This is a genomic window from Namhaeicola litoreus (assembly GCF_042679565.1).
Classification (GTDB): domain Bacteria; phylum Bacteroidota; class Bacteroidia; order Flavobacteriales; family Flavobacteriaceae; genus Namhaeicola; species Namhaeicola litoreus.
On sequence record NZ_JBHTMY010000002.1, the window covers coordinates 1,166,812 to 1,180,441 of the forward strand.

At 34.8% G+C, this 13,630-nt stretch carries 10 protein-coding genes and 1 pseudogene; 5 read left to right on the forward strand and 6 right to left on the reverse strand.

All coding sequences use genetic code 11. The annotated features are described in order from the left end of the window. The first annotated feature begins 1 nt into the window (after position 1). Complete coding sequence (locus ACFQ39_RS06960) at positions 2-361, forward strand: YraN family protein (protein ID WP_377177420.1); 360 nt, start codon at positions 2-4, stop codon at positions 359-361. Here the strand turns inward: ACFQ39_RS06960 and ACFQ39_RS06965 are convergent. From ACFQ39_RS06965 to mfd, 4 genes are all read right to left on the reverse strand, one after another. Next, complete coding sequence (locus ACFQ39_RS06965; protein WP_377177422.1) at positions 358-1,704, reverse strand: thioredoxin-like domain-containing protein; 1,347 nt, start codon at positions 1,702-1,704, stop codon at positions 358-360. The genes ACFQ39_RS06960 and ACFQ39_RS06965 overlap by 4 nt on opposite strands. 82 nt (positions 1,705-1,786) lie before the next feature. Then, positions 1,787-2,233, reverse strand: coding sequence for a DUF4252 domain-containing protein (locus ACFQ39_RS06970; protein WP_377177424.1), 447 nt, complete (start codon positions 2,231-2,233; stop codon positions 1,787-1,789). A 100-nt stretch (positions 2,234-2,333) separates the two neighbouring features. Next, the gene (locus ACFQ39_RS06975; protein ID WP_377177425.1) at positions 2,334-3,668 is read right to left on the reverse strand and encodes a PhoH family protein; all 1,335 of its coding nucleotides are present in this window, start codon (positions 3,666-3,668) and stop codon (positions 2,334-2,336) included. An 87-nt stretch (positions 3,669-3,755) separates the two neighbouring features. Continuing rightward, complete coding sequence (gene mfd / locus ACFQ39_RS06980) at positions 3,756-7,088, reverse strand: transcription-repair coupling factor (protein WP_377177427.1); 3,333 nt, start codon at positions 7,086-7,088, stop codon at positions 3,756-3,758. Positions 7,089-7,181: 93 nt separating this feature from the next. On the opposite strand from mfd, the gene ACFQ39_RS06985 reads away from it, so the two are divergent. The 4 genes and pseudogenes from ACFQ39_RS06985 (at position 7,182) to feoB (ending at position 11,597) form a co-directional block, all read left to right on the forward strand. Next, positions 7,182-7,640, forward strand: coding sequence for a tellurite resistance TerB family protein (locus ACFQ39_RS06985; RefSeq protein ID WP_377177429.1), 459 nt, complete (start codon positions 7,182-7,184; stop codon positions 7,638-7,640). A gap of 86 nt (positions 7,641-7,726) precedes the next feature. Further along, positions 7,727-8,389 (forward strand): metal-dependent transcriptional regulator, encoded by a 663-nt coding sequence (locus tag ACFQ39_RS06990; protein ID WP_377177431.1) that lies wholly within the window; start codon positions 7,727-7,729, stop codon positions 8,387-8,389. Next, on the forward strand, positions 8,386-9,405 hold the full coding sequence (locus ACFQ39_RS06995; protein WP_377177433.1) for a metal-dependent transcriptional regulator: 1,020 nt from the start codon (positions 8,386-8,388) through the stop codon (positions 9,403-9,405). Before ACFQ39_RS06990 ends, ACFQ39_RS06995 begins: the two co-directional genes overlap by 4 nt. Position 9,406: 1 nt before the next feature. After that, positions 9,407-11,597: pseudogene (gene feoB / locus ACFQ39_RS07000) on the forward strand (ferrous iron transport protein B). Here the strand turns inward: feoB and ahr are convergent. Both ahr and ACFQ39_RS07010 read right to left on the reverse strand, forming a co-directional pair. Continuing rightward, a complete protein-coding gene (ahr, locus tag ACFQ39_RS07005; protein ID WP_377177435.1) occupies positions 11,594-12,607 on the reverse strand; it encodes an NADPH-dependent aldehyde reductase Ahr in 1,014 nt (337 codons plus the stop codon). The pseudogene feoB and the gene ahr overlap by 4 nt on opposite strands. Before the next feature lie 121 nt (positions 12,608-12,728). Further along, complete coding sequence (locus ACFQ39_RS07010; RefSeq protein WP_377177437.1) at positions 12,729-13,511, reverse strand: hypothetical protein; 783 nt, start codon at positions 13,509-13,511, stop codon at positions 12,729-12,731. Positions 13,512-13,630: the final 119 nt, after the last annotated feature.

A 13,630-nucleotide genomic window follows, 5' to 3' on the forward strand; every position in this document is an offset into this window, starting at 1 on the left:
TTTGGCTTCACATAACGAACTCGGTAAAGAAGGCGAATTAATGGCTGTCCAATATTTACAGAAAAACGGATATGTTATTAGAGAACAGAATTACAGGTTTAAAAAGGCAGAAATAGACATTATTGCTCAAAAAGATAAAATTCTTGCGGTAGTTGAGGTCAAAACGCGATCGACAGATTTTTTTGGTGAACCCTACGAGTTTGTCAAACCTAAACAACAGAAGTTAATTTATTCTGCCATAGACGAATATGTTATTCAAAATGATCTAGAAGTAGATGTGCGGTTCGACATCATCAGTATTGTAATTTCTCCGCAAAAAACCAGTATTGAGCACCTTACAGATGCTTTTTTCCCTTTTTAATCTGTTCCAAAAAGGCGCATGATTTCTTCCACGTCACCGGGTTTTGCGATGATGGTTTTTTCGTTGTCTAAAACAAAAAAACTTGGAACCGAAGAAATACCATAAGATTTTACGAGATGACTTTCCCATTTTTCGGATTCCATAATATTAATGAATTCAGGAAAATTTTCAGTCATTGTATTATAAGATGCAAAAGAATTTTCATCCTCCAGACCAATCGCAATTACTTTTAGATTGTTAATTCCTAAAATATAATCGTGAAATATGGGCATTTCTTCTTGGCAGTGAGAACAAGTTGAACTAAAAAAAGCAATGACATAGTAATCATAGTCTGTCAATTCGTTCAAAGTTTTCTGTCCTTCAAGATCAGTCCAACTTATTTCTGGTGCCTGAGAGCCAACAGCCGTTTTCAAATCTTCTTTGGTCTTCGCGATAAATGCCCTGTTTTGAAATTCCGGAGCTAATTGCTCATATTTTTTCAAAATCTTTTCTGCCATGACCGCATTGTCTTTTGCCAAATATTCTGTGATCAAATTTTGATAAAAACGAGCTTTTAAAGCAGGGTCGAGTGCAATTTTATCTTCAATATCCCGAATGGCTTGCGATTGAAGATCGTTGGCAGCTAACATATTTTCAGCCTGATTTAAATAAAAAACATAATCGATCATACGATCAGATAAAAAAGTTGAATTTTTTAAGATTTCATCTTTAAAATCGAGCGCATCGAAAAAATGAAGCTTTGCTTCAGAAAGATATTCTTGCGGAATTTTAATTGGTTCCGGAGCGTTATATTGAGCACTTGCTTTTATAAAATGATAAGCTAAAGTATTGTTAGATAGACTTTCATATTTGCTTTGTGCCTTTTTTAATTCCTTTAGATTTTCTTTATATTTTTTCTCTAAACCGGCATTTAAAGATTGATCTTGATTGCTGAAATAAGCCATCTGAACTGTATCCAAGCGCTTTTGTAAGCCGTAAATTTCTGTGTAATAATTTCTGTAAATTTCGTTTTCTCTCGAATTTTTATACGCAATACTCAACATAGGTGAGTTTGGGTCGAACTCAAAAGCTACATTTTCTTTATTAAATAAAAACTCGACAAATTGCCTTTGTTCTATATCGTAATAAGCTCTTAGGATGCCTGGTTTTTCTGTTGCATCAATTTTGAAATCAAACTCGCCATCTGTCACTTCAGAATTGTTGAGGTAAATTTCCTCTCCATTTTCAATTTTGAATAGAAGTACCCAAGAAATATTCTCAGAAGGATCTAATTTCCCGGAAATTGAATATTGAGAGAATCCTGTAAAATATGATAGTAAGGCTATAATTAAAATCTTTTGCATCGTAGAATTTTAGAGCAAAAATAAGCTATTTTGATAGGATGACTAGCATTATTCAAGACTAAGCCTTTATCTAAATTCAATATTAATCCTTTATTAGCTTGGCAATATCATCCTCAGAAAGGTTGGTTTTTAAACCGAGTAAAACAAAATCATCGTCAGATCTTACTTCTACAACAACCTCTTTTATTTTGTTTTTTTCTTCAAGCGTAAAAACATTTACCTTATCGTTATCGTCTTTTATTTTGACCATTTCATCAAAAGTAGATTTGGAGATAAACTTGTCGAACTTCTTAGACATATTATCAGAGTTTTCTGAAAAAACTAATATTCGTACATGCTTGGCTTTTTTTAACAAAGGTTTAATTTCTTCATATTCTTCATCCGAAAGAAAGGAACTGATTAACGAGCTATTTAGTCCGAGACTAAAATCAGCCTCTTTTTGGTTAGTCTGGTAAAAATCGTTGAACGATGTTTGGGTAGCACAAGAGGTCAATAAAATAAAAGCGAATAAGAATAAAAAAGTTTTCATGTGATTATTTTTTAGGAAGACGAACTACAAACTAAAATGTAACAAAAAAAGCCCGAAAGATTTCTCTAACGGGCAAGGGAATTAAATTGTTATTGATTAGTTATAGTAACTCATTGGCCAAATTTGCCAACTCTGACCTTTCACCTTTTTCAAGTTTGATATGCGCAAATAAAGGGTTTCCTTTTAAACGATCTATCAAATAGGTTAAACCATTACTTTGCTCATCCATATACGGTGTATCAATTTGATTGATATCGCCGGTAAAAATAACTTTGGTTCCTTCTCCGGCCCTGGTGATAATGGTTTTAACTTCATGAGGAGTCAAATTTTGTGCCTCATCTATAATAAAAATGGCATTGGTTAAACTCCTACCCCTAATAAAAGCAAGTGCCGTTATGGTTAAAGCTCCAGATTCTTCTAACTCTTTAAGCGCTTTACTCTTTTTCTCATTTGTTTTAAATTGATTTTTTATGAAGGCCAAATTATCCCAGAGTGGTTGCATGTAGGGAGAGATTTTATCATTTGCATCTCCAGGTAAATAACCAATTTCGCGATTGCTCAATGGTATAATAGGTCTTGCCAAAATAATCTGGTCATACTTGTTTTTTTGCTCCAAGGCAGAAGCCAAGGCAAGGAGGGTTTTCCCAGTTCCTGCTACTCCTTGTAGGGCAACAAGCTTTATGTCGTCGTTTAAAAGTGCGTCTAAACCAAAGGTCTGCTCTGCATTTTTAGGTTTGATGCCATATACATATTGTTTCTCAACTTTCTGAATTTCATCCTGTTCTTTGTTGTATCTCGCTAAGACAGAATTGGTACAATTATTTAAAATATAATAGCCATTGGCCTGCTTTTGTTCACCTAAAAGTCCGTTTTCTTTAATGGCATGTTTCTTATAAATTTTTTTGATTACATCTGCGTCAATACCATCTATTATCGGAGAACTCTTGGAAACCGTCTGCATATTTTTTACTTTACCGGTTTCATAATCTTCGGCAGTAAGTCCGATAGCTTTGGCCTTAATTCTCAAATTGATGTCTTTTGTGACTAAAATTACCTGAGCTCCTTTTTCTGTTGTGATCAATCCGGTAGCCGAATTAAGAATTTTATGGTCGTTTTTCTTACTGGAATAAACCTTTTCGGCATCAATTTTTTGTTCAATATTATCGAGAACAACCTTTAATTTTCCTTTGTTTTCGCCAATACTGATCCATTTATTAAGCCCGTGATCTCGTGAAAGTTTATCTAAAAAACGAATGACTTCCCTCGCCTCAAAATTTTTGGTGTCATTTCCAATTTTAAAATTGTCTAGTTCTTCCAAAACTGTGATCGGTAGTGCGATGTCGTGTTCTTCAAAATTAGTAATTGCATTGTGATCGAATAATAAAACAGAAGTGTCAAGTACAAAAATCTTTCTTTTTGCAGTAGCTTTTTTCATACACTAAATTTTCATCAAAAGTTAGCAAAAAATCAGTGTTGGGTAATTTGCTACATGTTAAAAGAAAGAAAACTTATTAACAAGTTGTTAAATGGTTTTCAATAACTCAAGCGCTTTTCGAATGCTTGTTATGTGTATAAATGTGATAATCAGACGTAAGCCTTGTTTTGTTTCCTTTTCTTTCATCACGCAAATCTTCGGGTTCTGTTGTAGAAAAGACAAAATATCTGTAAACTTTTTGGTTTGGAAAAATGGACTTTGTTGGTCTGAAATAAAATAACCCAGCATTCTTTTATTTTTGAGCACAATTTTTTCCATACCCAATTCCTTGGCCAACCATTTTATTCTTACACTGTCTAAAAGGTCAACAACTTGTTCTGGCATTTCTCCAAATCGATCGATCAAGTTTTTTTGAAAAACTTGTAATTCTTCTTCGGTTTTTAAATCGTTTAATTCTTTGTACAAATTGAGTCTTTCTGTGATGACATTAACGTAATCATCTGGAATTAGAATTTCAAAATCGGAATCTATTTGTACATCTTTTACAAAATCTTTTGGCTTTTCGTCCTTGTAAAGTTCTTTGAATTCATTTTGTTTTAGCTCGTCTATCGCCTCATTTAAGATTTTTTGATAGGTCTCAAAGCCGATATCGTTAATAAAACCACTTTGCTCTCCACCCAGAAGATCGCCAGCTCCTCTAATTTCCAAATCCTTCATGGCAATTTGGAAACCACTGCCCAATTCGGAATGCAATTCTAATGCTTGAATTCTTTTTCTTGCCTCATCTGTCATCATATGATAAGGGGGAGTAATGAAATAGCAAAACGCTTTTTTGTTAGAACGGCCCACCCTTCCGCGCATCTGGTGTAAATCACTTAGCCCAAAGTTGTTGGCGTTATTGATAAAAATAGTATTTGCGTTAGGCACATCTAAACCACTTTCTATGATAGTAGTAGAAACGAGTACATCAAATTCATTATTGATAAAAGACAACATCAATTGCTCTAGTTTTTTACCGTCCATTTGACCATGACCAATTCCAATTTTTACATCGGGCAAAAGTCTTTGTAACATTCCTGCAACTTCTTTGATATTTTCGATTCGATTGTGGATAAAGAAAACTTGACCTCCTCTTGAAACTTCATATTGAATAGCATCTCTAATGGTTTCTTCGCTAAAGCGAATAACATGTGTTTCTATAGGGTGTCTGTTTGGTGGTGGCGTATTGATAACTGAAAGGTCTCTTGCCGCCATAAGTGAAAATTGTAAAGTTCTCGGAATAGGTGTGGCGGTTAAAGTGAGCGTATCGACATTCTCTTTTATTGTTTTGAGCTTATCTTTTACGGCAACTCCAAATTTCTGCTCTTCATCTATAACTAAAAGTCCCAGATCTTTAAACTTTACATTTTTATTCACAAGTTGGTGAGTGCCGATGACTAAATCAACACTACCATCTTGAAGACCTTTTAGTGTTTCGTTTCTCTGTTTGGTAGACCTAAATCTATTCAAATAGTCAACCTTTACAGGAAAATCTTTAAGCCTTTCGCTAAAAGTTTTATAGTGTTGAAAAGCCAAAATGGTTGTTGGGACTAAAACAGCTACTTGTTTACCATTATCAATGGCTTTAAAAGCTGCGCGTATTGCCACTTCTGTTTTGCCAAAACCGACATCGCCACAGACCAATCTATCCATTGGCTGATCGTTTTCCATGTCTTGTTTCACATCATGGGTAGCACTTAATTGATCTGGTGTGTCCTCATAAATAAAGCTTGCCTCAAGTTCGTGTTGTAAATAACTATCGGGATGAAAGGCATGGCCTTTTTGCAACTTTCTTTTGGCGTATAATTGAATCAGGTCGAATGCGATCTGTTTTACTCGCGTTTTGGTTTTTTCCTTGAGATTTTTCCAGGCATTAGAGCCTAATTTGTATACTCTGGGTACAGATCCATCTTTACCATTGTATTTGCTGATTTTATGTAAAGAATGAATGCTGATGTACAAAACATCCCGATCTCCATAAATAAGTTTAATGGCTTCTTGTTTTTTTCCCTCAACCTCTATTTTCTGTAATCCTCCAAATTTTCCGATTCCGTGATCGATATGTGTTACATAGTCTCCGATATCCAGGTTGGTCAGTTCTTTTAAGCTGATCGACTGTTTTTTATTAAAGCCGGTTTTTAAACGAAACTTGTGATAACGTTCAAATATCTGATGATCGGTATAGCAAGCTATTTTCAAGTCCTGATCTACAAAACCCTGATAAAGAGGCAATACGATTGTTTCGTAGAGTAAATCGTGATCTACATCTTCAAAAATATCGTGAAAGCGTTGTGCTTGTTTTTCGTTGTCACAAAATAAGTAGTTAGTTATACCTGCCTCCGTATTTTCTCTCAAATTATTGATAAGCAGGTCAAATTGCTTGTTAAAAACAGGTTGGGCTTTTGTGTGAAATTCAAAAGTATGTGATTCGTTAAATGTGTAAGTTGTGGTTCCAAATACTACTGTTGCAAAATCTTCGAGTTGCTTGAGAATTTTGTTTCCTTTACAAAAAAGGTCAGACGGAGAACTCAATTTGATTAAACTGTTCTCTTTGTTGAATGTTTCTTCGGCTTTGCTGTAAAGAATGTCTAGATCTTTTTTTAGAACATTCGGATCCTCAACAAAAACAACAGTTTTTTTTGCGATATATTTGATGAAACTCTCGCGCTTTTCTTCGAGCATTTTGTTTTCAACATTGGGCATAATGTTGATTTTCTTTTGCTTGTCGAGAGAGAGCTGTGTTTCGATATCAAAAGTGCGCAAACTATCTACTTCGTCTCCAAAAAATTCAATTCTGTAAGGATGGTCATTTGAGAAAGAAAAGACATCAATTATACCTCCACGAACTGCAAAATCACCGGGTTCACTCACAAAATCGACCCGGTTGAATTTATATTCAAACAACATTTCATTCACGAATTCTAAGGATATTTTCTCACCCACATGAAGATTCAAAGAGTTTCTGGTAAGTTCCGCTTTTGTAATGACCTGCTCGAAAAGGGCATCGGGATAAGTAACAATAACCGCTGGTTTTTTCTGTGAATTTATCCGATTTAAAACCTCTGCGCGCAATAAGATATTTGAATTGTCGGTCTCTTCTATTTGATAAGGCCTTCTATAGGAACCCGGATAGAACAAAATGTTTTCATCACCCAAAAGTTGTTCAAGGTCATTTAAATAATAAGCAGCTTCCTCTTTATCATTGCAAACAATTAAAAAAGGTTTATCAGTTTTTTTAAAAAGAGCTGAAGTAAAAAAGGAAAAAGAAGAACCTATGAGTTGAGATAAGAAGACTTTTTCGCGGTCTTTTTTGAGCAGTGTCGCAATCTGTTCTATGTTTTCAGATTTTGCATAACGCTGAAGTAAGATTTGTTTGCTCAATTTTTATTTTTTGCAAATATAATTATATGATCTTAATGCTGTCGAATTATGAAAAGATTAAGTTGAATATGCTGATATATTTTGTAAATTTGAGTGAATACAATACTGCTTGACATGGGTATTTCTGAATTGTTTTCAAATTATTACAAGAAGAAAAACATCGCTCATTTTGCGAATATTGTACGAATCGCTAAGTCTGATAACACGATCGATCCTGAGGAGCTTCAATTATTAAAGAAAATTGCCAAAAAGTATAATATTGAAGAGGCGGAGTATAAAGATATTCTTAAACAACCAGATGATTATCCTACTTTGGGTTCTATAGAAGAAGAAGAGCGTATTGAGCGATTATATGACCTTATCATGATGGTAGATGCAGACCACAATCAATCTATTCAAGAAATTAAGGTGTTGAGAAAAATTGTAACAGGCCTTTCTTTTCCATTGAAAAGAGTTGATGCCATTATCGATTTGACCCTTAAAATCGACATAGAAAATTGTGATTTAGAACAATTCAAACAAAAAATCCTGAAACTTACACATTCTTCTTAAAAACTATATTCATCATCCAAGTTAAAACTATTGAATATATTTTAGGTCTGTCTAAAAAAATATTTAAATTTGTATAAAAAACAATTGTGATTTCAGCAGCCGAAGAGAACTATCTCAAGACAATTTATAGTTTACAAAGAGATTATGGGAGTAGAATAAATACGAACCAAATTTCTTCAAAAATTCAGACCAAAGCCTCGTCTGTTACTGATATGCTAAAGAAATTGTCAGCTAAAAAATTGGTGATATACGAAAAATACCAAGGAGTTTATTTAACTGAAAAAGGCAAGAAAGTAGCCTTAAAAGTAGTTCGAAAACACAGACTATGGGAATATTTTTTAGTTGAAAAATTAAAGTACAACTGGGATGAGGTTCATTCTATAGCTGAACAACTCGAACATATAGATTCTGAAACATTGGTGGATAATTTGGAAAAATTTTTAGGATTTCCAAAGTTTGATCCTCATGGTGATCCAATTCCGGATAAAAACGGAAATATCATTGAACGAACATCAAATAATCTTTTAGAACTGAATATTGGAGATGTAGGAGTTTTAGACATGGTAAAAGATTCTTCAGAAACTTTTTTACAATATTTAGACAGAATTAAATTGGCTTTAGGAGATGAGGTAGAAATTATAGACAAAGAGCCTTTTGATAATTCTGTACGAATTAAATTAAGAAGCAAAGAAATCTTCATTTCTGAGGCTGTCGCAGAGAATATTTACCTAAAAAAAACGCTATCATGACCTACGACCCATTATTAGCACTCCTTATTTTTTTTCTAGGTTTTGTATTACTTTTTTTGCTGTTTAAGCCTGGAACGGGTTGGTATTGGATAATTAATAAAAACACAGAACTACAGGAAAAAACAATAAAAGAGGATATTTTAAAACAACTATATCATTTTGAAAATTCAGGAAAAAGAGTCAGTATAGCAAGTTTATCGGGAGTACTGAAAATAAAAGATAAAACCATTGTTGAGGCGATAGAAGACATGACAAACAGCGGTTTGTTAGAACAGGATGGTGAAATTTTAAAACTTAGCGATGAGGGAAGAAGTTATTCCTTAAAAATAGTCAGGGTACACCGATTATACGAAAAGTATTTGGCTGAAAAAACCGGTTATGACAAGAAAGAATGGCATGACAGAGCAGAAACGATGGAGCATCTATTAAATGCAAAAGAAACAGATAGATTATCACTTGAGCTGGGCTATCCCTTGTATGATCCTCATGGAGATCCCATACCTTCAGAAACTGGAAAGATTACACCTGTTCAAGGAATAAATTTATCCAAGTTACCTGTAAATTTTATAGGAAGAATTACACATATAGAAGATGAACCTGAAGTAATTTACAAACAAATTCTGGCAGAGAATATTCACCACGGTTCTCAAATTAGGGTTTTAGAAACCAACAAGAAAAGAGTTGTTTTTTATGCGGAAGGAGAAGAATATATATTGGCCCCGGTTGTGGCAGCGAACATAACCGTTGCTCCGGTTGAATCTGAGTTTGAAATAGAACAAGATGCTCATAGATTAAATAATTTAAAAGAAAATGAAAAGGCAGAAATTCTAGGAATTTCTAAAGAGAGTAGAGGAGAAAGTAGGCGTAGACTGTTGGATTTAGGTTTTGTAAAAGGCGCCACCATAGAAGTAGATCTTCCGGGCCCGCTTCAAAACCCAAGAGCATATTTAATCAAAGGAACCTCTATCGCCCTTAGAGATGACCAAGCTTCAAAAATTCTCATTAAAAAAATCTGACATGGAAAAAAAAGTATCATCAGCTTGTGAAACTTGCGGACATTTTAATCCTAAAGGGTTAAAAAGAATGGGAGTGAATACAGAAGAAAGCGATTTTGTTATAGCCTTAGCGGGAAATCCAAATACAGGAAAAAGTACGGTCTTTAATGCTTTGACAGGATTGAGGCAACATACAGGAAATTGGCCAGGAAAAACGGTAGTGCGGGCAGAGGGAGGTTTTATGTATGAGGAAAAGAAGTTTAAATTGGTCGATCTGCCGGGAACCTATTCTCTGTTGTCAACCTCAGAAGATGAGGAAGTGGCAAGAAATTTTATCCTTTTCGGCAAACCAAGTGTTACTATAATTGTTGTTGATGCTAGTAGGTTAGAACGAAATCTGAATTTAGTTTTGCAGATATTAGAAATTACGGATAGGGCAGTACTCTGTTTGAATTTAATTGATGAAGCAGAAAGAAATAATATTGAAATAGATCAAAGATCACTTTCCAGAAGTCTTGGAATTCCTGTCGTTCCGACCAGTGCCAGATTTAATTTGGGGATCAACGATCTTATTCAGACTATTTATGAAGTGGCTATGGGAACCATTGTCTGTCATCCTCACAGAATAGAAAATGTACCACCTAAAATTAAATCTGCGGTAGATCAATTATCTCAAGAAATCATAAAGCAGTATCCTAATTTACCGAATTCGAGATGGTTGGCGTTTAGGTTACTCGAAGGAGATCAGCACATTATCAATGCTTTACAAACAGGTGAATTCGTTTAAAGAGAGTTTTATGTCAGAAAAAAATACAAATCAAATCATAAATCTAGCAAAAGAATTGCGTTGGAAGATCGGTGAAGATTTTCATGATGATTTGGCAGAAGGTATATATGCCGATGCATCAAAAATTGCGAGTATATCTGTGCATTATCCCAATGAAAAAAAGAACCTGACTTTTGATGCTAAGATAGACAAGATCATCACAAGTAAAAAGTGGGGATTTCCACTTATGTTCCTAATTCTGGCAGTAGTTTTATGGCTTACCATTGTGGGCGCAAATTATCCTTCGGCTATGCTTGCCGATTTATTCTTAGATAAAATTCATCCTCTTCTAAAAAGTGGCGCACAAAATATAGGCATGCCATGGTGGTTAAGTGGTTTTTTAATTGATGGAGTTTATTTGGCTGTAGCATGGGTTGTTTCGGTCATGTTACCCCCAATGGCGATCTTCTTTCCACTATTTACTTTACTTGAAGATTTTGGTTATTTACCAAGAGTGGCCTTTAATCTTGATTATTTCTTCAAAAAATCCGGTGCACATGGTAAACAAGCTTTGACCATGAGTATGGGCTTTGGTTGTAATGCCGCGGGAGTTGTGGCTACAAGAATTATCGATAGTCCGAGAGAAAGGCTAATCGCTATTATCACTAATAACTTTTCTTTGTGTAACGGCAGATGGCCAACACAGATTTTAATTGCGACAATTTTTATTGGTGCTATCGTACCATCTTATTTGTCCGGAATTGCCTCTGTGGGCGCAGTCATCGGAATAGCTGTTTTAGGAATTTTTTTTATGTTTTTTAGCTCATGGTTATTGTCGAGAACAGTTTTAAAGGGTGAGGTATCTACCTTCAATTTAGAGCTTCCGCCTTATAGACCACCCCGTTTTTGGAAAACTATTTATACTTCTTTGATCGATAGAACCATTATTGTTCTATGGCGAGCGATTGTTTTTGCAGCTCCTGCAGGGGCAGTGATTTGGCTGATCTCAAACATACCTGTTGGAGATCAAAGTTTAGCGGCTTGGATCATAGATTCTTTAGATGGTTTCGGATGGTTGATTGGTTTAAACGGAGTAATTTTATTGGCTTATATTGTGGCCATTCCAGCCAATGAAATAGTGATTCCCACTATCTTGATGCTCACCGTTTTAGTTACTGGGGTGAATGCCGGAGAGGGTGCTGGAATTATGTTTGAATTAGATTCAGCAAATGAAACCGGGAATTTGCTCAGAGCTGGTGGATGGACACTCTTAACGGCGGTTAACTTAATGTTATTCAGTTTATTGCACAACCCTTGCAGCACAACCATCTATACGATATACAAAGAAACCAAGAGTTGGAAATGGACACTCTTGGCTACTTTATTACCTGTATTTTTAGGACTGATCGTTACTTTTTTGGTCGCACAAATTTGGCGTTTATTTTAATCCTTGACTTTTAAAACGATTCTATATCTTGCTTTACCTGATTGCAAATGTTCCATCGCTTCATTTACTTTAGCAATAGGAAACTCCTCAGTTATAGGATAAATTTCATGTCTCATACAGAACTCTAACATGGTTTTTGTCAATGCCGGACTACCAATAGGACTTCCACCAACTGATTTTTGCCCCATAAGTAAGCTAAAGGCCGGAATCTGCAAAGGTTCTAATACAGCACCTACATTATGGAATCTCCCTTTTGGCCTAAGAACATTTAAGTATTCAGACCAGTCTAAGGTTACATTTGTTGTATTTAAGATAAAATCTAAGGTACCTGTAATTTTTTTCATCTCCTCAGTATCTCGAGAATTGATCACATCATGGGCGCCCATTTTCAAAATTTCCTTCTTTTTATCCGGATTAGAACTAAAGGCAATTACTTCACAACCCCATTTATTTAAAAATTTGAGAGCCATATGTCCTAATCCTCCAATGCCGATAACGCCAACTCTGTCTGTTGGTTTAACATTGGCAATTAAAATAGGATTAAAAACGGTGATTCCACCGCATAATAGGGGTCCGGTTTTACTCAGGTCTATTCCTTTTGGTAAAGGAATTGCCCAAGACCAATGACATCTTACTTTTTCTGCAAATCCGCCATGTCTACCTACTATAGTACCTTGACCTGTTGAGCATAAATGATTATCCCCTGTCATACACTGATCGCAGTGCATGCACGATTCGGCTAACCATCCCAAGCCCACCAAGTCTCCTACTTTCAGGTTTTTTGTGTTATTGCCTAAAGCAACTACTTTTCCTACAATTTCATGCCCTGGAACAAAGGGAAATTGTGTCATACCCCACTCGTTGTTGAGCATGCTGAGATCTGAGTGGCAAATGCCACAATAGTGTACCTCTATCTCTACATCTTCATTTTTTAAATCTGGTAAATCGTATTGAATAAGGGAGAGTTTTCCTCCTGCCTCTTGAGCGGCATATCCTTTTGTAGTTGACATAAGTAAATTGGTTTAATTGATTGAAATCTAAATTTAAGGAAAAATTTGATCTTTACACCGCATTAATTTTAAAACAATATAATACATGAGCGTATCATGCTTAAAAGTTGAAGATTATCTCTTAGTCCAGAGTTGACATGTTATTTATGTTGGTATTTATCAGAACCGGGATTATAGATGCGATGACTAATTTTGACTTTTCGTCTAAATCATGATGCAGCCAAACTTTCTGTTTGTTAAGTGGATAATTTTGTAAGGCAGCTATTATTTTACCATTTTGAAAGAATTCATATCCGTATAAAATTGGAAAGGAAATGCCTAAGATACTGTAGGTTTCATTCTTTTCATTTTTAGACACTTCCAGGATGGAGATCTCCTTATTGTCGTAGGTTATAAGTCCGCCGAAATAATAATCTTCCATGCCGGCGTCCATAGGGGTAACTATTATACATTGCCATCCCTCGTTGTCATTTGTATTTTCAAAATTGGCGACGGTCTGGTTCAAATTTTTAACAATTTCGTAGGTAGGGATTTCACCAATATGGATATTAAAATTATCATTAACTTGGATATCCACATTAGTCACCAATCTATAAAAAAAGGATTTTTTATCATCTAGCTCTAATTCGCCTTTTTCAGTAACTTCAGCATTGATCGTATTTCCACCTTCATCAATAAGTGAATAGCTGTAATTATTTTTTGAAGAGGTTTTTACATCACTTTTAAACAAATTACCAGATTGAGTCGTTGAAATACCTAGTTTGACATTATCTGTGCTATAAGGACCGAATTTAATTTTTATAATATTACTTAGGCCTTTTCGTTTAATGGGAAATTCCTGACTGTTATTTTTCAAATCTTCATTAAGCAGCATTGTTTTTTGACCATAAATTTGCGTGCTCATACAAATGACAATGAAAAGAATAATTGCTAAAGGATTTCTTTTAAACATGACTTTTTTAATGGATGTACAGCTAAAAATATACTTAATCGATAAGTTAAATGACTTATAAAAAAGAACTA

Coding starts and splice junctions, on each gene's coding strand:
- ACFQ39_RS06965 (WP_377177422.1), bottom strand. CDS start 1,704: ATGCAAAAGATTTTAATTATAGCCTTACTATCATATTTTACAGGATTC.
- ACFQ39_RS06970 (WP_377177424.1), bottom strand. CDS start 2,233: ATGAAAACTTTTTTATTCTTATTCGCTTTTATTTTATTGACCTCTTGT.
- ACFQ39_RS06975 (WP_377177425.1), bottom strand. CDS start 3,668: ATGAAAAAAGCTACTGCAAAAAGAAAGATTTTTGTACTTGACACTTCT.
- ACFQ39_RS06995 (WP_377177433.1), top strand. CDS start 8,386: ATGACCTACGACCCATTATTAGCACTCCTTATTTTTTTTCTAGGTTTT.
- ahr (WP_377177435.1), bottom strand. CDS start 12,607: ATGTCAACTACAAAAGGATATGCCGCTCAAGAGGCAGGAGGAAAACTC.
- ACFQ39_RS07010 (WP_377177437.1), bottom strand. CDS start 13,511: ATGAGCACGCAAATTTATGGTCAAAAAACAATGCTGCTTAATGAAGAT.